We start from the raw sequence: 19,753 nt of genomic DNA on the forward strand, positions 1-19,753 counted from the left end.
CCGTCAGCTGTCGTCCTCGACGAGACCGCCCGCCACGTCGCTCTCGGTCACGTCGTCCCCGACGACCACCACCTTGGCGATGTCCGGATCGAAGGCACCGCTGGAGCCCTTCAGGAGATCGCGGCGGAGGTTCTTCAGCCGCTCGGCGCGGTGCTCCTCCTGCGCCTTCAGCACGTCGATATAGCGATGCGCCTGCTTGAACGCCTCGAGCGCCGTGCCCGCGCCGCGATGGATGCCGACATAGAGGTTGTTGGAATCCACCAGGAAGCGCCGCGTGCCGTTCTTGCGGTGCAGATAGCGCCCGAAGGTCTCGGCCGGGATCGGATTGACAAGCTTGCCGTCCGGCAGCCGGCGCACGCCGGCGGCGTCGACCAGCGCCGGCGCCTCGTCCGGCAGGAGCGAGACGAGATCCTGCACCACCGCATCGCCCGGGGCCTCGTAGGCGAGGCTCGCGAGCGGCTCGCCGGCCTTGTCCTCGCGCCGGCGGATCAGCGCCTCGGCCTCGCGCAGGAAGAGACCGAGCGCCGGGTCGCGCAGCCCTTCCTCTCCGGCATAGGGCGCCCGCAGCACCTGGTCCAGCACCTCCTGGAGCGGCAGGGTCACGGTGATCGGGTCGCCGCTGTCATCCACCGCGATCTCGGCCTCGACCAGCGCGGGATCGGCCTGGCGCAGCGGAAACACGATGTAGTTGCCGCTGAAGCCGATCGGCCCGGTGGGATCGAGCAGGTCGCCGAGCGGCACGGTCACCCCGTTGGGGGCCAGGTCGGAGAAGCTCTCGGCCCCCTGGCCGGCGGCGATCAGGTTGCCCGACCACTGCACCGGCGCGGTCCGCCCCTCCTTGCGATAGCGCAGCAGCCGCTGATCGGCGTCCTCGGCCGCCCAGATCGCGCGGCAGTAGTGCAGGATGTTGTCGCGGATATGGTCGTAGAGCCGCGTCCGCCGGATCTCGCGGAGCCGGTTCGCCCGCGCGCGCTGCGCCGTCTCGCGGAGATACCGGTCGAGCTGTCGCTGCGGCTCGGAATAGATGTCGGGAATGCTGAGCCCGCCCTGGCCGGCACCGCCGCCCTGGGTGGTGAACGCGGCGAAGGAACCGTGCGCGGCATCCATCATGCGCTCATAGGGGCTCTCCGCCACCTCGGCCAGCGGATCGGTTTCCTCGGCATCGGTGATCAGCTCGTTCAGCACCGCGGAGAAGGAGGGGTCCTTGAGCGCGCGCAGCAGGATCCAGTCGTGCCGGCGCACCCAGGCGGCATTGATCTCCATCGGCGCCGGCACCCGCTCGGCCACGAAGACGACGTTGCGCACCTCGGCGAGCTGGGTGTGCACCTCGTACTGGTGCTGCAGCTTGTGGTAGTAGTAGGTCAGCGCCACCTCGTCGTTGGGGTTCCTGATCTCCGAGGCGGTCTCCTCCTCGAAGCCGGTTTCGGTCTCCGTCACGATCGAGGTCTTGGACTGGCGGCGCAGCTTGCTGGCGGTCTTCTTCATCACCTCGCTGAGGTTCGAGGCGGTGTCCTTGCTGCCGGCTTCCTGCGAGTTCTCGTAGCCGGCGGAGACCGAGGCTCCGAAGCCGAAGCCGCCATAGCTCGCCTCCGCGCTCACGTTCCAGCTCTGCGCGGCCGAGGCCTCGGCAATGATCTCGGAGCTGTCCTTGGTGGTGTCGCTCTCCTCTGTCGTGGTCTCCGACTCGCTCTCGCTCTCCACAGTCCGGGTCGTCTTGGCCTTGCGGGTGATCTTGATCGAGACCTTCTGGCTCTGGCCGGGGCCGAGCGGGATGGTGCGCACCACCTCGCCGGGCTGGATGCCGAGCGGCTTCCAGCGCTGGCGAAAGACCAGCGCGATCCCGACATTGGTGGTGTTGGCCGGGAAGATCTCGAAGGGATAGGCGAGCTGTGCGGGGCTGGCGGAGCCGTCCGGCACGCCGAAGTCCAGCGCCGCCCAGGCAAAGGCCGGCGTGGCCGAGACATGCCCGTCCGGCGATGCCATCACGCCGCCCGAGAACGCCTTGTGGATCCTGCCCGCCTCGCGCAGGAAGGTCGGCAGGACATGGTCCCAGAGGAAGCCCGGGACCTTGCCATACTGGTCCACCAGCTCCCAGATCATCCGCCGCTCGGGGCCGTAGAGCCTCTGGAGCACCTTGCGCGCGCTGTCCCGCGGGGCATTGAAGGTGGGCCGCAGATCCTGCGGAAACCGGCCGTAGCTCGTGGTCGGGATCGCCTCGTCGAAGGCGCGCAGCACCACCGCCTCGAGCGCTGTCAGAAAGCCCGCGAGATACTCCAGCGCCTCGAAGCTCGCGCCGGTGTCCTCGAGCTCGTCGAGATAGGCGCAGGCCTGCGCCGTGAGGCCGCCGAGCGCGATCGCCCGGGTATCGGCCGGTTCGAGCAGATAGCGGTAGGTCACGAAGTCCTGGTCCACCACATTGGCGATGGTGCGCTCGCTCACCGGCGCGGCGGGCCGGGTCTCCATCTGGGCCAGGAGCCCCGCGGCCAGCTGTTCGAGGGTCTCGTCGCTCATGCTTGGGCTCCCTTCATGGTCCGGCCCCCGCGGCGTGCGCGCTAGGCGCCCGGCAGCGGCGGTTCGGGGTCGTCGCGGGCATCCTCGAGGCTCAGGCGGTCCGGCACCCGGGCGAGCCGCAGCTGGAAGGCACCGCTGCGCTCGTCGATCTCCAGCAGCGCGGGCCGGCCGGAGGCGCCAGCCGGCGACCGGCGGAGCCCCGCATAGGCGAGGGGGGTCACGTCACCGCCGGCGGGGCGCAGCAGGCCGAGGGCGCCCGAGGCCGGGTCCCGCGTCACCGAGACATCCTCGCCGAGCACGCAGCCCTGCGTGCAGCCGGCCGCGATCCCGAGCGCGAACCCGCCTGCGCGTGCCGGTGCCTGTCCGCGCGCCGCCATCTCCGCAAGCGCGGCCTCGTGCCGGCGCGCATGAAAGAGGGAGTAGCGGGTGCCTCCGAGCGCCGGCGCCGGCGCCGCGGCAGCCGCCTTGTCGAGCAGGGCGAAGAGCCGGCCCGGCGCGGCGCCGTGGCGCTCGGCCGAGGAGGCCGGCCCGAAGGCGCCGAACCGATGCAGCCGCCGCGCGGAGACCGGCAGCACCATATGTTCGCGCGCGGCCGGCTCGGTCCGCACCTCGCAGCACACGCCGACCACGCGCGGGCAGGGCTGCGCCGCGGTCAGGTCCGGCGCGGTGGCGGCGAGCCAGAGATGCGCCCGCGCCACCGTTTCCGCCTCATAGCCCAGCCGGAAGCGCCCGACCCCGTCGCTGGCCGCCGAGCCGACGCGGCTGAGCTCGAAACCCTTCCACCCGGCGCCAGAAAGCTCGTCCCATTGCGACTCGTCGAGAACATGGGCCGGCACCGCCCGTTCCGGCGTGGCATAGACATGGACCGTGAGCGACGGCAGGCCGGCCTGCCCGCCCGCAAGCACGATCTGCCCGGAGACCTCGTTCATCCTGCCCCCCGCGAAATTCCGTCCGGCCCCGAGCCTAGCACATCTTTCCGTTGCGGCAGCGAGTTCGATCGCGCGGATGGCCTCCGATCCGCATGGCCGGTAGGGTGCCGCCGTTGGCGCCAGATCGCGAACCGGCCGGCCGGTCCCGATGCCATTCCGGGATATCTCCCGACCTTCCGAGAAAGGGCGAGACGGCGCCGACATTGCCGATTATCCCGTCGTTCGCCGCACCCGCAAGGATATCCGGCCCCGCGGCAATGCTCCCTTGAGCAGGCGGGACGGCATCTGTCGGGCTGCCGGCAGGATTGGCGCCCGGCGGCTCATTGGGGTCGCCACTCGTATCCGCTGCGGACGGGGAGGTGCCCATCGTTGCTCCCGGTAGGACTGCCTCCGGTTCCGCAACGAATCTGTTGAGGTCTTGATGGCGCGCGCTGTCGTTGGAACCACAGGCGCCATGCCCGCGGATCAGCCGATCGATTCCTGCCGCCAGCAATGCGGAGACCATCGTGTCGCGACGTCCAGTTCCGCGCCCGCATCAATCAGGGAAGGGATCGTCTTCTGCCCGCCCGTGCGGACAGCTTCCTGCGGGCCGCCGGTGCTTGGCGGAGCGGCAGGACGGGCGGGAGGCGTTGCCAGCAGGTCGCCGGGGAACGGGCAGGGCGAGGGCATGTATCGCAAAGACACGCAGGGGCCTTCGCTTCCGGCCGCACGATCCAGCCTGCTCTCGGGTCGGAGCGGTGCGTCTCCCGATGTGACCCGGGCAAATCGCCGGGGATCGCGATCCTCGGGACCCGCCGCGCGTGGCGGTTCCGGGGCGCCCGGCCCGATCACCCTGCGCGAGATCGTCCGCCGAGCGGCGGAGCGATCCGCCGGGGGCCGGTCAGATCGTCACGGTAAAGGCCAGGTCGAAGACCCTGTGGCCGGTCTGCACGCCATGGCGCCAGAGGAAACGCTTCCGCGCCAGGAAGGGCAGCTGCTTGATCCTCGCGAAGTCGCTGCAGAAGCGCGTGGCGGGGCTGTCCGGATCCCCCGGGAACCGCTCCAGCAGTGCGGCGGCCTGGCGCGCGCGGTCGATCACGGTCCGCTGGAGCCCCATCAGCATCTTCGGCTTGGTCACCAGCAGGCCGAACGCCCGGTTCATCGTCACCGAGCCGGGCGAGCCGAGCGCATTGCCGCCGTGCTGCCGATAGAGCACGGTTGCCCTGTCGGTCTCGACGATGTGCCCGGTGCGCCAGGCGACGGCGCCGCACCACCAGTCATGCATCATCGCGCTGTCGGGGATCGGCAGGGCCGCCGAGCGGAGCGCCGCGTTCCCGATCATCGCGCAGCCGGTGACGCAGTTCCTGATCAGCAGGCCACCGGTTCGCCCGAGCTGCGCCGAGGCGATCTGCTGGCGGGCCCAGAACGAGGGCGCGATCGGCGCGAGCGCCTCGTCCACCACCCGGAGATCGCTGTGCACGAGGAGAGGGGTCTGCGTGCCGCGTGCCCCCTCGGCCTCCTGCATCAGCGCGAGCAAATGGGAGATCTTGTCGGGCAGCCAGACATCGTCCTGGTCGCAGAACAGGAAATAGGGGGCGTCGGAGGCCGCCAGCAGCGCCGCGAAGCTGCCGGCCGCGCCGAGATTGGACCCGCCGGGATCGATCGCCAGAAACGCTTCCGGGCGCCCCGCCGCCCAGCCCTCGACGAGCTCGCGCGAGCCGTCGCTCGAGCCGTCGTCGCGCAGGATCAGCCGCCAGCGCCGATGGCTCTGGGCCGCGAGCGATTCCAGGAGCTCCGGCAGGAAGCGCGCGCCGTTATAGGTCGCGAGCAGGATGTCCACGGGCGCGTCGGATGCCGTCATTGCCGTCCGGGCGCAGATGTGCCGCCACCCATGTCGTCCCTCCCTCGCCGCGGGCGATGGCCGGACAAGACCACAGGCCGACGGCCTTCGCAAGCCATCGGGGTGCGCCTGGCTGCGGAATGCAGGCGCCGGGTCATGGGGCTGGCCTCCGCGCGCGGCGATCGGCGTGCGGTCTCTCCCGCCCCGCTCGTGAAACGGTGGTGGCGGAGGCATGCCGGTGCAGATGCCGAGGCGCCCGCCTTGCCGCGTGCCGCTCGCCCTGCGGCCGATTACCGGGCAGCGCGGGCGATCATCCGCGGTGCCTGCCGGATGCGGCGTCAGGCTTCGGCGTATCGCGCGATGGCATCGAGATAGCGACTGTGGAAGTGGCGCATGGCATGTTCGGAGAGACCGTGCGCCTCCGGGTCGGTGACATACCAGCCCCGCTCGAAGCCCATCGAGCGCATGCCGCGCTGGACGCTCTCGCAGAGGCTCCGGTCCTCCCGGCTGACGACATTGACCGACCAGTCCGACCGGGCGCGGTGGCGCTCCATCATGCCGGCATCGGTCGGCTCCGCCACGATCAGCGACAGCGTGCGGCGCTCGGTGCGGTCCGGCGTCACCGGATCGAGGCGCGAGGCGTAGAAGCCGGGCACGCCGGGGAACTGCCCGAGCACCGTGTTGGGGAACAGCCACCAGAAATGGCCCACCGTCACGTCGTGCTCGAGATCGAGCGGGAAGGCCGCGTTGTCGGCCTTCATCGCGGTCGGTGCGACCTGGAAGGTGTGGTTGGGGAAGAGCGCGAAGCGCGACCCGGAGATGCGCATCAGGTCGTCGAAGGAGCGGTGCGCCGGGCCGCAATGGTGGCATTCGAGGTAGTTGTCAAGCAGAACCTTCCAGTTGGCCTCGCAGCGATAGCTGTGGCCGAGGGCGGGCCCGTCCTCCGGCACCATCGCGGCAAGCCCCGGCACATGGGCGCGAATCTGCGCCTCCAGCCCCGGTGCATGCTCGGCGAGCGCCGGCGCCTGGCCGGAAAGGTTGACGAAGAGGAACCCCGCGAGCCGGTCGAGGCGGATCTCGGCCAGCCCGATCGCGGCGCGTGCCGGTGCCTCGGTGGTGCGCGTCCGCCGCATGCCGCGCAGGGTGCCGTCGAGGCCGAAGCTCCAGGCGTGATAGGGGCAGGTCAGCACGCGGCGGTTGCCGTCCTCGGCGACGAGGCGGTGGCCGCGATGCGGGCAGACGTTGAAGAAGGCCCGGATCGCGCCGTCATGGCCATGGACCAGCACGATGTCTTGCCCGCCGACCTCGGTGGTGAGCAGATCCCCCGGCGCCGGAAGCTGCGCCGCATGGCCGGCAAGCTGCCAGCTGTCGAGGAGGAGCCGGCGTTCGGCCTCCAGCACCGCCTCGTCGGTGTAGTATCGCGCGGGCAGCGTGCGCTGCGTGGCCTCCGGCGACAGGGGGGTGTTCATGTTGCGGCCTCTCAGCCTGCGTAGTCGCATCCCTCGTGGTCGAGGATTTCCTTGAGCTCGGTGAAATGGCGCTCGCCCTGGCCGGGATAGGATTCGAGCTCCTGCGCGGTCTTCTCGGCGATCTCGTGCGACAGCACGCGCAGCGGGCGCCCGGTCTGCAGCGCGCGGATATAGGTCTCGGCGGCGCGCTCGAAGTAGTAGAGCCGGTTGAAGGTGTCGGCGACGCTCGAGCCGATCACCAGCACGCCGTGATTGCCCATGATCATCACCTTGACCTTCGGGTCGGTGAGCAGCGCGGCGCAGCGCTTGCCCTCGTCCTCGAAGGCCAGGCCGCCATAGGCGTCGTCGACCACGTGGCGCCCGTAGAACGTGGCGCAGTTCTGGTCGATCGGCGGCAGCGAGCTGTCCTCGAGGCAGGCCAGCACGGTGGCGTGGATCGAGTGCACATGCATCACGCAGCGGGCATGCGGGCAGAGCCGGTGGATCGAGGCATGCAGGCCCCAGGCGGTCGGGTCGGGGGCGTCCGGCGCCTCCATCGCGCGCGCGTCGTTGGCGTCGAGCAGCAACAGCTCGGAAGCCTTTATCCGGCTGAAATGCCGCTGGTTCGGGTTCATCAGGAAGCGGGTGCCGTCCTCGTTGACGGCGAGGCTGAAATGGTTCGCCACCGCCTCGTGCATGTCGAGCCTGGCGGCCCAGCGGAAGGCGGCGGCCATGTCCACCCGCTCGTCCCAGTGGGTCAGGTTGGCGGTGTCTTTCGCGTCGAGCATCTCGTGTCCTCCAATCAGCCTGCCCCTTGCGTGCCATGTTGCCCGCGGACTGACAAACAATGGAATCCGCGTTATGGCATTAATCAGACTTATGCATCGGTAATGAGCACCCATGTCCGCCGACGGCCTGCCCCCGCTGACCTGGCTGCGCGCCTTCGAGGCGAGCGCACGGCACCTCTCCTTCACCCGCGCGGCGGCGGAGCTCAACCTCACCCAGTCGGCCATCAGCCAGCATGTCCGCAGCCTCGAGGCCTTCCTCGGGCACGAGCTCTTCACCCGCCGCACCCGCGCCATCGCGCTGACCGAGGCGGGGGGCAGCTACCTGCCGGTGGTGCGCGAGGCCTTCGACCTGCTGGCGGCGGGCACGCTGGCCTTCACCGGCGGCGGGCAGGGGCGCAACCTCGTGCTCCAGTGCAACATGGGCTTCTCGGTGCTGTGGCTGGCGCCGCGGCTGCACCGGCTGCATGCCCGCCACCCCTGGCTCGTGCTCAACATCGTCACGCCGATCTGGGACCCCGACCGCCATGCGGCGAAGGCCGCCGTTGAGATCCGGTTCGGCCGCGAGGCCGAGATGTCGGCCAGCGCCGAGCGGCTGTCGCAGGAGCGCTTCTACCCGGTCTGCCGCCCGGATTTCCAAGCCGGCAGGCCGGATCCCGAGACCGCCCGGCTGCTCGACTGCGCCGGGCTGACGGGCACCTGGAGCGCCTGGTTCCGCAGCCAGGGATGGCCCTTCGCCCGCGATGGCGAGGTCACGCTCACCTCCACCTTCGTGATCGCGATCCAGGCGGCGCTGCACGGCGCCGGCATGGCCATGGCGCATGACATGCTGGTGGCCGACCTCCTGCGCGAGGGCAGGCTGATTCGCCCGTTCGGGCACGCGCCGCCGATGGCGGAGGCCTATTACCTGATGCCGCCGCCGAGCCATGCCGCGACGCCGGCCTCGGTCGCCTTCGTCGAGTGGCTGCGGGAGGAGATCGCGGATCGTCTGCCGCCCTGAGCCGGCGGCGTGACAACGCGGGGGAAAGGGTGCCAGTATGCGCGCCCCTGCGCCTGACCCGGCGGGAGACGCCCGAGAGGCCAGGGATGGAAACGGTCGCGGCGGGCAGCAAGGAACCGGGGCAGAGGATTGGCAACGAAGCGACATGGCGCCCCCGTCACCCTGCGAGACGTCGCCCGCGCGGTCGGCGTCGACGTCTCCACCGTCTCGCGGGTGCTGCAGAACAAGGGCCGGGTCGCCGACGACACCCGCAAGCGGATCCTCGAGACCGCCGAGCGCCTCGGCTATCAGGGCAACCCGGTGGCGCGGGCGCTCAAGACCGCGCGCTCCTCGACCATCCTGATGGTGGTGCCGCAGATCGAGAACCCGATCTTCGCCTCCGCCATCATCGCCGCCGAGATCGAGGCCCGGCGCGCCGGCTATGCCCTGCTGGTGGCCTATGACCAGGGCGGCATGGGCAGCGAGATCATCGAGGACATCTCGCGCCACAGCATGATCGAGGGCGTGATCATCGCCAGCTTCGACGAGGACGACCCGCTCCGCCAGACGCTGGCGAGCACCAATCGCCCGCATGTCATCATCAACCGCGTGCTGGCCGGGGACCCGGACTGCATCGCCATGGACACCCGCACCGCGGCGCGGATCGGCGTCGAGCACCTGGTGCGCCTCGGCCACCGGCGGATCGGCCATCTCGCGGGCCGGCTCGGCCGCTTCAACGGCGAGGCGCGGCGGCAGGGCTGGGCCGATGCGATGGCGGCGGCGGGCCTGCCGCCTGCCGCGGAGCTGGTGGCGGAGGCGGGCTATTACCCCGACCGTGTGCCCGATGCGGTCGACCGCCTGCTGGCGGCCGGCGTCACGGCGATCCATGCCGCGACGCTGCTGACCGGGGCGGCGGCGATCGCGCGCCTGCATGTCCGCGGTGTCCGGGTGCCGGACGAGGTTTCGGTGGTGACGATGCATGACGACCTGCTGGCCCGCGTCGCCTATCCCGCGATCACCACCGTGGAGCTGCCCACCGAGGAGATGGGCCGGGCCGCGGTGCGCCGGCTGGTCGGGCTCGTCGATGCCGCGCGCGGGCGGCGCAAGGCCGAGGGAGATCCCGAAGGGACTGGCGGCGGCGTGCTGCTGCTGCCGCCGGGCCAGCTCGTCGAACGCGACTCGACCGCCGCCCCGCCTGCCTGACTGGGTGCTTGACAGCCTCCTCGCGACCTGTTTCAACGGCGTTGAGCAAACGTTTGCGCAAGCAGATGGCGCCGAGAATGGATGGGAGGAACCGCACCTTGAACGATCACGACCTCGCCGCTGAATTCGCCGGGCTGATCGGCGCGGAGCATGTCCTCACCGAGGAGGAGGCGCGCGCGGGCTATGCCCACGACCGGCTGCCCTATGCCAATTTCCGGGCGCGGGAGGGGGCGCGGGTCGGAACCCTGCCGGCGCTGGTGGTACGCCCCGCCACGGCGGAGCAGGTGGCGGCGATCGTGCGCCTCGCCGCCGAGCGGGACGCGCCGGTGATCCCCTATGGCAGCGGCTCGGGCGTGCTCGGCGGCACCATCCCGCTCGGCAACGAGCTGATGCTCGACATGCAGCGCATGGACCGGATCACGGCGATCGACACCGAGAACAACCTCGTCACCGTGCAGGCGGGGATGAATGGCGGCGCCTTCGAGGCGGCGCTCAACGAGAAGGGCTATACCGCGGGCCACCTGCCGCAGTCGCTCACCATCTCGACCACCGGCGGCTGGGCCGCCTGCCGCGGCGGCGGTCAGGAATCGAGCCGCTTCGGCAAGATCGAGAACATCGTCGTCGGCCTCAAGGCGGTGCTGCCGGACGGCCGGGTGATGGAGGTCCGGCCGCTGCCGAAGCGCGCCACCGGGCCGTCGGTGCTCGACCTCATCGTCGGCAACGAGGGCACGCTGGCGATCATCACCGAGCTGACGCTGCGGATCTGGAAGCTGCCGGAGGCCGAGGAGCGGCTGGTCTTCGCGATGCCGGCGCGCGCCGCGGCGCTGGAGCTGGCCAAGCGCATCATGCAGGCCGGGCTGCACCCGCGGATCGTGCGGCTCTACGACGAGAAGGAGACCGCCGGCCGCACCAAGGGCATCGCCGCCTTCGGGACGCGCCCGGTGATGGCCAACATCGTGATGTGCGGCGAGCCCTCCATCGCCGCGGCCGAGGCCGAGCTGGTGCGGCGCCTCGCGGCGGAGGCGGATGCCGTGGAGACCGAGACCCGGCCCTTCGACGAATGGCGCGAGAACCGCTACCACTCGATCACCAAGCAGTGGCTCGACAAGGGCTACTACAACGACACGGTCGAGGTGACCGTGAACTGGTCGCAGGCCGCGGCGCTCTACGACACCATCGCGGCGCAGGTCGCCGGGCTGCACCCGGAGGCGCATTTCAGCGCGCACTGGTCGCATGTCTATCCGGAGGGGGTCTGTCAGTACATGACCTTCCGCCTGCCGCCGATGGCGCAGTCGGAGGCGTTGCCAATCCATGCCAGGATGTGGGAGATCGCCGAGGGCGAGACGCTGGCCCATGGCGGATCCATCGCGCATCACCACGGCAGCGGCCTCTTCCGCGGCCCCTGGATGGATGGCGAGCACGGCGTCGGCATGGACCTGCTGCGCCGGATCAAGGCGGCCATCGACCCGCAGAACCTGTTCAACCCGGGCAAGCTCGGCTTCGCCCCGCGCGACGGCGCGGTGGACCCCTATCGCGACCGGAGTGCCAATGTCTGAGGATCTGCTGCTCGGGATAGACCTTGGCGCGGGCTCGCTGAAATCGACGGCGATCGCGCTCGATGGCCGGGTCGTCGCGACCGCCTCGGCGCCGGTGGAGACGCTGGTGCCCCGCCCCGGCCATAGCGAGCAGGACCCGGAGGGCTGGTGGCAGGCGGTGCTGGCCTCGCTGGCCGAGCTGCGCGGCAAGGGCATGGATGCCGACCGGATGCTTGCGGTTTCGGTGACCGCGGGGGCGCATACCCATGTGCTGGAGGATGCCTCCGGCCGCGCGCTGCGCCCGGCGATCATGTGGAACGACCAGCGCTCCGGCCCGCAGTCGGCGCGGGAGCGGGCGGCCCGCGGCGCGGAGATCCTCGCGCTTTCCGGCAACCGCATCAGCCCGACCTGGACGCTGCCGCAGCTCCTGTGGTTGCGCGACGAGGAGCCGGAGAACCACGCCCGCATCGCCCGCATCCGCCCGGCGAAGGACTGGCTGCGCCGCCGGCTCGACGGCTCGGACGCCACCGACATCACCGATGCCTGGGGGATGATGCTGGCCGATGCGCAGGGCGATGGCTGGTCGGCGGCGCTCTGCGAGATCGCCGGGATCGCGCCGGCGGTGCTGCCGCCGATCCGCGGCTCCGCCGAGGTCACCGGCGAGATCACGGCGCAGGCCGCGGCCGAGACCGGGCTGCGCGCCGGCACGCCGGTGGTCTGCGGCACCTCCGACACCAATGCCGAGACCTTCTCCGCCGGCATGACCCGCCCCGGCATCGGCGCGATCAAGCTCGCCACCGCCGGCACCGTCTCGACGCTGACGCCGGCCCCGGTGTTCTCGGAGGACGTGATCCACTACCCGCACCTCGTGGCGGGGCACGCCTATGCGATCCTCGGCACCAATTCCTGCGCCTCGGCGCATCGCTGGCTGCGGGATGCGCTGTTTGCCGGGATCGGCTTCGACGGCATGGATGCCGAGGCATGCAAGGCGCCGGCGGGGTCGGAGGGGCTGCTCTTCCACCCCTATCTCAACGGCGAGCGCAGCCCCTACTGGGACCCGGAGCTGCGGGCCTCCTTCGTCGGGCTCGGCTTCAACCACGGCGCGCCGCACATGTGCCGGGCGCTCTACGAGGGCATCGCCTTCACCCTGCGGGACTGCCTCGCGGTGCTGGAGGCCCGCGGCATGGGGTTCGACACCGCGCGGCTGGTCGGCGGCGGCACCCGCAGCGCGCTCTGGCGGCAGATCATCGCCGATGTCACCGGGCTGGTGATCGAGGTGCCGGAGCAGGGGGATGCCTCCTTCGGCGCGGCGCTGATCGCCGGCATCGGCGCCGGCGTGCTCTCCGGCACCGAGGCGGCGGCCGGGCTGATCCGGGTGGCCGAGACGCTGGAGCCCGAGCCGGGCACGGCCGAGGTCTATGCCACCGGCTTCGCCGCCTTCCGCGCGGCCAAGGAGGCGCTGACCCCGGTCAACCACGACATCGTAAGGGCGACGAGGGAGGCAGGCTGATGGCCGAGGTCAGTATCCGCAAGATGCGCAAGACCTTCGGCAAGGTCGTCGCGGTCGAGGGCGTGGACCTCGAGGTCGCCAGGGGCGAGCTGATCGTGCTGCTCGGCCCCTCGGGCTGCGGCAAGTCCACAACGCTGCGCATGGTGGCCGGGCTCGAGACGATCAGCGCCGGCGAGCTCCGTATCGGCGGGCGCGACGTCACCCGGCTCGAGCCGAAGGACCGGGACATCGCCATGGTGTTCCAGAACTACGCGCTCTACCCGCACAAGACGATCCGCGGGAACATGGCCTTCGGGCTGAAGATGCGCGGCATGGAGCCGGGCGAGATCGACCGCCGGGTGAGCGATGCGGCGGAGATGCTCGACATCACCCACCTGCTCGAGCGCAAGCCCGGCCAGCTCTCCGGCGGGCAGATGCAGCGGGTGGCGCTCGGCCGGGCGCTGGTGCGCGACCCGGCGGTGTTCCTGCTCGACGAGCCGCTCTCCAACCTCGATGCCAAGCTGCGCGCCCGGATGCGCGAGGAGATCGCGCTCCTGCAGCGGCGCATCGGCAAGGCGATGCTCTATGTCACCCACGACCAGACCGAGGCGATGACGCTGGCCGACCGCATCGTGATCATGCGCGACGGGCGGGTGCAGCAGATCGGCTCGCCGCTCGAGGTCTATGACCGCCCGGCGAACGCCTTCGTCGCGGGCTTCATCGGCTCGCCGGAGATGAACCTGGCGCCGGCGGAGATCGCCGGCGGCCGGCTGGTGCTCGGCGAGGGCGTCTCGCTGCCGGCTCCGGAGGGCGCGCGCCCGGGCCCGGTGACGGCGGGGATCCGCCCGGAGGCGCTGGCCCCGGTGCCGGCGGAGGAGGGGGCGCCCCTCCTCGTCAACGGCATCGAGCAGCTCGGTTCGCAGACGCTCTTCATCGGCGATCTCGGCGGGCATCGTGTGCGGGTGATGACCGGCCGGCGCGACGACATCCGCATCGACGACCGGATCGCGGTCGCGGCCCCGCAGGCGGCGATCCACCTGTTCGACCGCGACAGCGGCGAACGGCTCGCGGCAGCCGGAGAGGGCTGAGCGGGGCACAGGCAGACGACCGCGGCAGACGCGGCATTTGGGAGGAAGGAAAGACAATGACGGACAACAAGTTCCTGACCGGACCGATAACCCGGCGCAAGGCGCTGAAGGGCGCCGGCGGCCTCGGCCTCGGCCTCGCGCTCTCGGGCCTGGCGGCGCCCGCGGTGCATGCGGCGGGCGGTGCGCCGATCCGGTTCCTCAACTGCGAGACCGGCAAGGGCACGCTGGCCTTCTTCTCGAAGGCGGCGGCGGAATACGAGGAGAAGACCGGCCGCGAGGTGGTGGTCGACAGCGTGCCGCTCGGCGAGGCCTTCACCAAGATCACCAACGGCATCCGCTCGGGCAATCCCTATCACGTGGCCAATGTCGGCTTCATCGGCCATGTGCTGCTGCTCGCGGAGGAGGGCCAGATCGTCCCGCTCAACGAGCTGACCGACGAGTACCAGTGGGGCAACAACATCCTCTTCCCGGTGGACGGCAAGGTCTACTGGTACCCCTTCGACTACAACCTCGCGCTGATCTACTACCGCAAGGATCTCTACGAGAAGCACGGGCTCGAGGTGCCGGCCACCTGGGACGGCTTCGCCGGCAACTGCGAGGCTCTGGTGGAGGGCCGCCGCAAGGGCTGCCTGTTCCCGATCGGCTCGAACGGTGCATCCAACTGGATGTCCTTCGCCTTCATGTGGGCCGAGGGCGTGAAGATCTTCGACGATCAGTGGAACGTGGTGCTCGACAGCCCGGAGATGAAGCCGAAGGCGGCGGCCTATCTCGACTTCATGGCGCGGCTCTATCCGACCATGCCGCCGGGCTCGCTGCAGGCGAGCTATGCCGACGTGCTCTCCAACCTCGTCGCCGGCACCGTGGCGCATGGCGCCTATGCCGGGCGGGTGATCGAGTCGGCCGAGCGCGACAACCCGGCGATGGCCGAGCAGCTCGGCATCATGCCCTACATGGACAGTGCCGGCACCCGGAAGGCGGCGAGCCACGGCTATGACGGCTGGGTCGTGCTCGACACCGACAACACCGGGCCCTCGATGGAGTTCATGCGCTGGCTGACCACCGCGAAGATGGTCGACTTCCTGCACACCGCCCCGGTGCATTTCCAGCCCGCGCGCCTCGACATCTATGACGACCCGCGCTGGCGCGACAATGCGATGATCCGCAAATACGCGACCGAGATCGAGACCATGCGCGAGCTCGTCACCGACGATTCGGTGGTGGTGACCTCGATCGACACCCAGGGTCCGGTGCCGGATGTGCGCCCGGGCAAGGTCTTCGAGTCCTTCGCGATGCCGGAGATGCTGCAGGACAAGATCCTGCGCGGCACCGACTCGGCGGAAGCGGTGGAGACCACCGCCGCCCGCATCCGCGAGCTCGTCGGCTGATCCCCTCGCGGGGGGCGCAGCCCGCCCCCCGCGGCCACAGAACGGGAGACCCCCATGACCCGCTGGTTGCTGCCGGGCTTTCTCGCCGTCGGCGTCATCGCGACGCTGGTGCTGATCGTCGGCCCGGCGCTCTATGCCGTCTCGCTGAGCTTCTACGAGATCCGCTCGCTGACCTCCGCCCCGGAATGGGCGGGGCTGGCGAACTATGCCGCGGTGCTGGCCAGCGGCGAGTTCTGGAACGCGCTCTGGAACGGCATCGTCTATGCCGGGCTCGCCATCGTGCTGCAGGTGGTGCTCGGGATCGGCTTCGCGCTGCTGCTCAACCAGCCCTTCGTCGGCCGGCCGATCCTGCGCGGCATCGCCTTCCTGCCCTATCTGCTGCCCACGGTGATCGCGGTGCTCACCTTCAAGTGGATGGTCGATGGCTCGCTGGGGATCGTGACGATCCTGATGGACGATCTCGGCCTGCCGCCGATCTACTGGTTCGAGACGGAAACCGCCTCGATGGTCTCGGTGATCCTGATCTCGGTCTGGCTCTGGACGCCTTTCGTCACCACCACATTCCTGGCCGGGCTGCAGACCGTGCCGCCCCAGCTCTACGAGGCGGCGCGGGTCGACGGCGCCGGGCCGGTGCGGCGCTTCTTCCACGTCACGCTGCCCTCGCTGCGGCCGATCCTCACCGTGATCATCCTCCTGCGCGGGGTCTGGATGTTCAACAAGTTCGACGTGATCTGGCTGACCACCGGCGGCGGCCCGCTGGGCGCCACCGAGCACCTGCCGGTGCTCTCCTACCGCATGGCCTTCACGCTCTACGACATCGGCAGCGGCGCCGCGGTGGCCACCCTGTCGTTCTTCGTGCTGATGGCCGCGGTGACGCTGTATTTCCGGTTCTTTCCGATCGAGGGGGGAAAATGACCGCTCAATCCGGCTCGAGACCGCTGCCGGCGCGGATCGCCATCTATGTGGCGGCGCTGATCCTGGCGGTCTACAGCGCCTTCCCGATCTACTGGATGGTGGCATCCTCGCTGCGCCCGACGCAGGAGATGCTGGTCGACCCGACGCTGCTGCCGCGCTCGCTGACGCTCGACTACTACTACAGCCTGCTGTCGCAGACCGACTATCCGCGGCAGTTCCTCAACAGCCTGATCGTGGCGCTCACCACCGTGGCGCTGACCATGGTGCTGTCGATCATGATCGCCTATGGCGTGACGCGCCAGCGCATCCGCGGCAAGCAGATGATCATCGCGGGGATGCTCTATGCCTATATGTTCCCGCCGCTGCTGCTGGCGATCCCGCTCTATGCGATGTTCACCTCGGTCGGGCTCGACGGCACGCTGCTCTCGCTGGTGATCTCGCATCTCACCATCACCATGCCGCTCGGGGTCTGGTTCCTCTGGGGCTTCTTCAAGACCATGCCCTTCGAGCTCGAGGAGGCGGCGATGGTGGATGGCTGCACCCGGCTCGGCGCCTTCCTGCGGGTGGTGCTGCCGCTCTCGGTGCCGGGGCTGGTGACGGTGGCGATCTTCGCCTTCCTGCTGTCCTGGACCGACTACACCTTCGCCCTCGTGATGATCACCTCGGACGCGAACAAGACCGTGCCGCTCGGCCTCGCCTCGATGATCGGCGCCTTCGACCTGCGCTGGGGCGACGTGATGGCCGGCTCGACGCTGATCGCCATGCCGCTCTTCGCGGCCTTCGTGATGCTGTCGCGCTATTTCGTGCAGGGCCTGACGGCCGGTGCGGTGAAGGGATAGAGCCATGACCATGCGGATACTCGGGGCGCCGCTGCGCTATGTGCAGGGGCCGGGGGCGGTGGACCGTCTCGGGCAGGAAGTGGAGATCGCCGGCGGCGGGCCGGTCGCGGTGGTGATCGACCCGGTGGCGCGCGAGCTTGTCGGCGCGCGGGTGGCGGCGCAGCTGCCCGGCGCCCGGCTGCTCGATTTCGGCGGCGAATGCACCGGTGCGGAGATCGCGGCCCGCGCCGCGGAGCTCGGCGATGCGCGGCTGGTGCTCGGCATCGGCGGCGGCAAGGCGATCGACACGGCCAAGGGCGCCGCCATCGAGCGCGGCCTGCCGGTGGCCATCGCGCCGACCATCGCCTCCAATGACAGCCCGACCAGCCATATCGCGGTGGTCTATACCGAGGATCACGCCATCGAGGGGGTGCGCCGGATGCGCAGCAACCCGGTGCTGGTGCTGGTCGACACCGCGGTGATCGCCGGCGCGCCGCGGCGGTTCCTGGCGGCGGGGATCGGCGATGCGATGTCGAAACCGCACGAGCTGGCCGGCGCGCTGGCCGGCGGCGGGGCCAACTTCTTCGGCGGCGCGCCCACCGAACTAACCCAGGCCATCGTCGGCCGGGCTGAGGAGATCCTGCTCCGCGACGGCGAGGCGGCGATGCGCTGCGGGCCGGCGCCCGATGCCGCCTTCGAGCGGGTGGTGGAGGCGGCGATCCTGCTGAGCGGGCTGGCCTTCGAGAGCGGCGGGCTCTCCATCGCACATTCCATGACCCGCGGTTTCGCGGTGATGCCGCAGCTCGCGGGGCTCCTGCATGGCGAGATGGTGGCGCTGGGCACGCTCACGCAGCTCGCCGCGGGGCAGGGCAGCCGGGCCGAGATCGCCGCGCTGGCCGGCTTCTTACGGCGAATCGGGCTGCCGGTGAGCTTCCGCGCGCATGGCATCACCGAGACGGCCGATTTCCGCCGCATGGCCGAGCTGGCGCTCACCGCGCCCTATGCGGGGAACTATCTCCGCCCGCTGACGGCGGAGGATCTGGTGGCGGCGATGCGCTCGCTCGATGCCGGAGGAGAGGGCGATGGATGAGCGCCATGTGATCGTCACCGGCGGCGGCACCGGGATCGGCCTCGCCACCGCCTGCCTGCTGGCGGCGCGCGGCTGGCGGGTGACCGCGGCGGGGCTCGAGCGCGACGATGCCTTCCCGGAGGCCCTGCGGTTCGTCGAATGCGACGTCACCGATGCCGCGGCCCGCGCCCGGCTGCTCGGCGAGGCCGGGGCGCTCGGCGGGCTGGTCACCTGCGCCGGGGTGATCCGCTTCGCCGAGGAGTGGAAGCCCGAGGTCTTCGAGCGGGTCATGGCGGTCAACGTCACCGCGGCGATGGCGATCGCCACCGAGGCGCTGCCGGCGCTGGAGCGGGGCGGCGGCGCGGTGGTCAACATCGCCTCGATGTGGAGCTGGTTCGGCAACCCGGTCGCCCCGGCCTATGGGACCAGCAAGGGCGCGGTGGCGGCGCTTACCCGCTCGCTCGCGGTGGCCTGGGGCGGGCGCGGCGTGCGGGTCAATGCGGTGGCGCCGGGCTGGGTGGAGACGCGGATCTCCGAGGGCGCGCGCAACGACCCCGAGCGCCGGGCGCGGATCGATGCCCGGATCCCCATGGGCCGCTGGGCGCAGACCGGGGAGATCGCCAAGGCGGTGGCCTTCCTGCTGTCGGACGAGGCCTCCTATGTCCACGGCGCGATCCTGCCGGTGGATGGCGGCTACCTCGCCGCCTGACGGGGCAGGGGGACGGGGCAGGGGCGTCCGCCATGCGGTGGACGCTTCCGGTCCATGCAAAATCGCAATGGCTCGGCCGGCTGCCCTGCGGTAATCTTCGCGCCGCGGCCGGCGGCCGGAACTGCGCCGCGCGGCCGATAACTCCCGAAGGAGGGTCGGATGCGATTAAGCCGTGACGTATGCCCACGCCTTCCCCTGCCCATCCCGCTGCTGCTGGCCGCCGCGCTGGCGCCGTCCCCCGGCGCAGCCGCCGATCCCGGCGCGGACGATGCCGCCGCGCTGCTCGAACGCGGCACCTATCTGGTGACCTCGATCGTCGCCTGCGGCAACTGCCACACGCCGCAGGGGCCGGAGGGCCCGCTGCCGGGCCTCGAGCTCGCCGGCATGGAGAACTTCTTCGAGACGCCGGACTTCCTCGTCCACTCGCCCAACATCACGCAGGACCCGGAGACCGGGATCGGCGCCTGGAGCGATGCCGAGATTGCCACGGCGATTCGCGAGGGGCGCCGCCCCGACGGCACGATCATCGGCCCGCCGATGCCCATCGTGCAGTACCGGAACCTCTCCGACCGCGACGTCGCGGCGATCGTCGCCTATCTGCGAACCGTGCCGCCGGTGCGCCGGGAGATCCCGGCCTCGGACTACCGCATCCCCCTGCCGCCCGCCTATGGTCCGCCGGTGGTGACGGTGGCCGAGGTTCCGGCCGACGACCCGCTCGCCCGCGGCGCCTATCTCGCCGGGCCGGCGGGGCACTGCGTCGAGTGCCACTCGCCGATGGGGGAGAACGGCGCGCCGGATATCGAGCACCGGCTCGGCGCCGGGGGCTTCGAGTTCCCCGGCCCCTGGGGGCTGAGCGTCTCGCCCGACATCACGCCGACGGGGCTCGCCGACTATACCGATGACGAGCTCCGCCGGATGATCACCCAGGGCGTGCGGCCGGACGGCTCGGCGATGCTGCCGCCGATGCCCTTTGCCTATTATGCGCGGATGACGCCGGAGGATCTCGACGCGGTGATCCTCTATCTACGCAGCCTGCCGCCCAGCGCGGGCTGACGCCTCGCGCCCCCCCGC

At 70.7% G+C, this 19,753-nt stretch carries 16 protein-coding genes; 11 read left to right on the top strand and 5 right to left on the bottom strand.

Annotation, left to right across the window (positions count from 1 at the left end):
- Positions 1 to 3: 3 nt before the first annotated feature.
- The 5 genes from QSJ97_RS06615 to QSJ97_RS06635 all read right to left on the bottom strand — a co-directional run bounded on the left by QSJ97_RS06615 (position 4) and on the right by QSJ97_RS06635 (position 7,495).
- Positions 4 to 2,511, bottom strand: coding sequence for a hypothetical protein (locus QSJ97_RS06615; protein ID WP_285670884.1), 2,508 nt, complete (start codon positions 2,509 to 2,511; stop codon positions 4 to 6).
- Between the two features lie 41 nt (positions 2,512 to 2,552).
- On the bottom strand, positions 2,553 to 3,440 hold the full coding sequence (locus tag QSJ97_RS06620; RefSeq protein WP_285670885.1) for a hypothetical protein: 888 nt from the start codon (positions 3,438 to 3,440) through the stop codon (positions 2,553 to 2,555).
- Positions 3,441 to 4,320: 880 nt separating this feature from the next.
- Positions 4,321 to 5,280 (bottom strand): glycosyltransferase family 2 protein, encoded by a 960-nt coding sequence (locus QSJ97_RS06625; RefSeq protein WP_285670886.1) that lies wholly within the window; start codon positions 5,278 to 5,280, stop codon positions 4,321 to 4,323.
- 317 nt (positions 5,281 to 5,597) lie between these two features.
- Positions 5,598 to 6,728 carry an aromatic ring-hydroxylating oxygenase subunit alpha gene (locus QSJ97_RS06630; RefSeq protein WP_285670887.1) on the bottom strand — a complete coding sequence of 377 codons (1,131 nt, stop codon included), beginning with the start codon at positions 6,726 to 6,728 and terminating at the stop codon, positions 5,598 to 5,600.
- A gap of 11 nt (positions 6,729 to 6,739) precedes the next feature.
- Entirely contained in the window at positions 6,740 to 7,495 is a 756-nt protein-coding gene (locus QSJ97_RS06635; protein ID WP_285670888.1) for a class II aldolase and adducin N-terminal domain-containing protein, read from the bottom strand.
- Positions 7,496 to 7,607: 112 nt separating this feature from the next.
- On the opposite strand from QSJ97_RS06635, the gene QSJ97_RS06640 reads away from it, so the two are divergent.
- From QSJ97_RS06640 to QSJ97_RS06690, 11 genes are all read left to right on the top strand, one after another.
- Positions 7,608 to 8,492: a LysR family transcriptional regulator gene (locus QSJ97_RS06640; protein ID WP_285670889.1), complete on the top strand. Its 885-nt coding sequence runs from the start codon at positions 7,608 to 7,610 to the stop codon at positions 8,490 to 8,492.
- 129 nt (positions 8,493 to 8,621) lie between these two features.
- Complete coding sequence (locus tag QSJ97_RS06645) at positions 8,622 to 9,674, top strand: LacI family DNA-binding transcriptional regulator (RefSeq protein ID WP_285670890.1); 1,053 nt, start codon at positions 8,622 to 8,624, stop codon at positions 9,672 to 9,674.
- Positions 9,675 to 9,772: 98 nt separating this feature from the next.
- On the top strand, positions 9,773 to 11,230 hold the full coding sequence (locus QSJ97_RS06650) for an FAD-binding oxidoreductase (RefSeq protein ID WP_285670891.1): 1,458 nt from the start codon (positions 9,773 to 9,775) through the stop codon (positions 11,228 to 11,230).
- The gene (locus tag QSJ97_RS06655) at positions 11,223 to 12,719 is read left to right on the top strand and encodes a xylulokinase (protein WP_285670892.1); all 1,497 of its coding nucleotides are present in this window, start codon (positions 11,223 to 11,225) and stop codon (positions 12,717 to 12,719) included. Before QSJ97_RS06650 ends, QSJ97_RS06655 begins: the two co-directional genes overlap by 8 nt.
- The gene (locus tag QSJ97_RS06660) at positions 12,719 to 13,786 is read left to right on the top strand and encodes an ABC transporter ATP-binding protein (protein WP_285670893.1); all 1,068 of its coding nucleotides are present in this window, start codon (positions 12,719 to 12,721) and stop codon (positions 13,784 to 13,786) included. Before QSJ97_RS06655 ends, QSJ97_RS06660 begins: the two co-directional genes overlap by 1 nt.
- A 56-nt stretch (positions 13,787 to 13,842) precedes the next feature.
- Complete coding sequence (locus QSJ97_RS06665; protein ID WP_285670894.1) at positions 13,843 to 15,171, top strand: ABC transporter substrate-binding protein; 1,329 nt, start codon at positions 13,843 to 13,845, stop codon at positions 15,169 to 15,171.
- Positions 15,172 to 15,225: 54 nt separating this feature from the next.
- Positions 15,226 to 16,086, top strand: coding sequence for a carbohydrate ABC transporter permease (locus QSJ97_RS06670; protein WP_285670895.1), 861 nt, complete (start codon positions 15,226 to 15,228; stop codon positions 16,084 to 16,086).
- Positions 16,083 to 16,925: a carbohydrate ABC transporter permease gene (locus QSJ97_RS06675; RefSeq protein WP_285670897.1), complete on the top strand. Its 843-nt coding sequence runs from the start codon at positions 16,083 to 16,085 to the stop codon at positions 16,923 to 16,925. The genes QSJ97_RS06670 and QSJ97_RS06675 overlap by 4 nt, the downstream gene beginning before the upstream one ends.
- Before the next feature lie 4 nt (positions 16,926 to 16,929).
- Positions 16,930 to 17,994, top strand: a complete 1,065-nt coding sequence (locus QSJ97_RS06680; RefSeq protein ID WP_285670898.1) for a glycerol dehydrogenase — start codon at positions 16,930 to 16,932, stop codon at positions 17,992 to 17,994.
- On the top strand, positions 17,987 to 18,682 hold the full coding sequence (locus tag QSJ97_RS06685; protein WP_285670899.1) for an SDR family NAD(P)-dependent oxidoreductase: 696 nt from the start codon (positions 17,987 to 17,989) through the stop codon (positions 18,680 to 18,682). The genes QSJ97_RS06680 and QSJ97_RS06685 overlap by 8 nt, the downstream gene beginning before the upstream one ends.
- A gap of 159 nt (positions 18,683 to 18,841) precedes the next feature.
- Positions 18,842 to 19,735 (top strand): c-type cytochrome, encoded by an 894-nt coding sequence (locus QSJ97_RS06690; protein ID WP_285670900.1) that lies wholly within the window; start codon positions 18,842 to 18,844, stop codon positions 19,733 to 19,735.
- Positions 19,736 to 19,753 lie beyond the last annotated feature (18 nt).

It is taken from the genome of Paralimibaculum aggregatum, assembly GCF_030270585.1.
In the GTDB taxonomy this organism is placed as follows: Bacteria; Pseudomonadota; Alphaproteobacteria; order Rhodobacterales; family Rhodobacteraceae; genus Thermohalobaculum; species Thermohalobaculum aggregatum.

What these genes read in the sequence shown, in the direction of transcription:
- QSJ97_RS06615 (WP_285670884.1), bottom strand. Translation starts at nt 2,511, where the DNA reads ATGAGCGACGAGACCCTCGAACAGCTGGCCGCGGGGCTCCTGGCCCAG.
- QSJ97_RS06620 (WP_285670885.1), bottom strand. Translation starts at nt 3,440, where the DNA reads ATGAACGAGGTCTCCGGGCAGATCGTGCTTGCGGGCGGGCAGGCCGGC.
- QSJ97_RS06625 (WP_285670886.1), bottom strand. Translation starts at nt 5,280, where the DNA reads ATGACGGCATCCGACGCGCCCGTGGACATCCTGCTCGCGACCTATAAC.
- QSJ97_RS06630 (WP_285670887.1), bottom strand. Translation starts at nt 6,728, where the DNA reads ATGAACACCCCCCTGTCGCCGGAGGCCACGCAGCGCACGCTGCCCGCG.
- QSJ97_RS06635 (WP_285670888.1), bottom strand. Translation starts at nt 7,495, where the DNA reads ATGCTCGACGCGAAAGACACCGCCAACCTGACCCACTGGGACGAGCGG.
- QSJ97_RS06640 (WP_285670889.1), top strand. Translation starts at nt 7,608, where the DNA reads ATGTCCGCCGACGGCCTGCCCCCGCTGACCTGGCTGCGCGCCTTCGAG.
- QSJ97_RS06655 (WP_285670892.1), top strand. Translation starts at nt 11,223, where the DNA reads ATGTCTGAGGATCTGCTGCTCGGGATAGACCTTGGCGCGGGCTCGCTG.
- QSJ97_RS06660 (WP_285670893.1), top strand. Translation starts at nt 12,719, where the DNA reads ATGGCCGAGGTCAGTATCCGCAAGATGCGCAAGACCTTCGGCAAGGTC.
- QSJ97_RS06665 (WP_285670894.1), top strand. Translation starts at nt 13,843, where the DNA reads ATGACGGACAACAAGTTCCTGACCGGACCGATAACCCGGCGCAAGGCG.
- QSJ97_RS06670 (WP_285670895.1), top strand. Translation starts at nt 15,226, where the DNA reads ATGACCCGCTGGTTGCTGCCGGGCTTTCTCGCCGTCGGCGTCATCGCG.
- QSJ97_RS06675 (WP_285670897.1), top strand. Translation starts at nt 16,083, where the DNA reads ATGACCGCTCAATCCGGCTCGAGACCGCTGCCGGCGCGGATCGCCATC.
- QSJ97_RS06680 (WP_285670898.1), top strand. Translation starts at nt 16,930, where the DNA reads ATGACCATGCGGATACTCGGGGCGCCGCTGCGCTATGTGCAGGGGCCG.
- QSJ97_RS06685 (WP_285670899.1), top strand. Translation starts at nt 17,987, where the DNA reads ATGGATGAGCGCCATGTGATCGTCACCGGCGGCGGCACCGGGATCGGC.
- QSJ97_RS06690 (WP_285670900.1), top strand. Translation starts at nt 18,842, where the DNA reads ATGCGATTAAGCCGTGACGTATGCCCACGCCTTCCCCTGCCCATCCCG.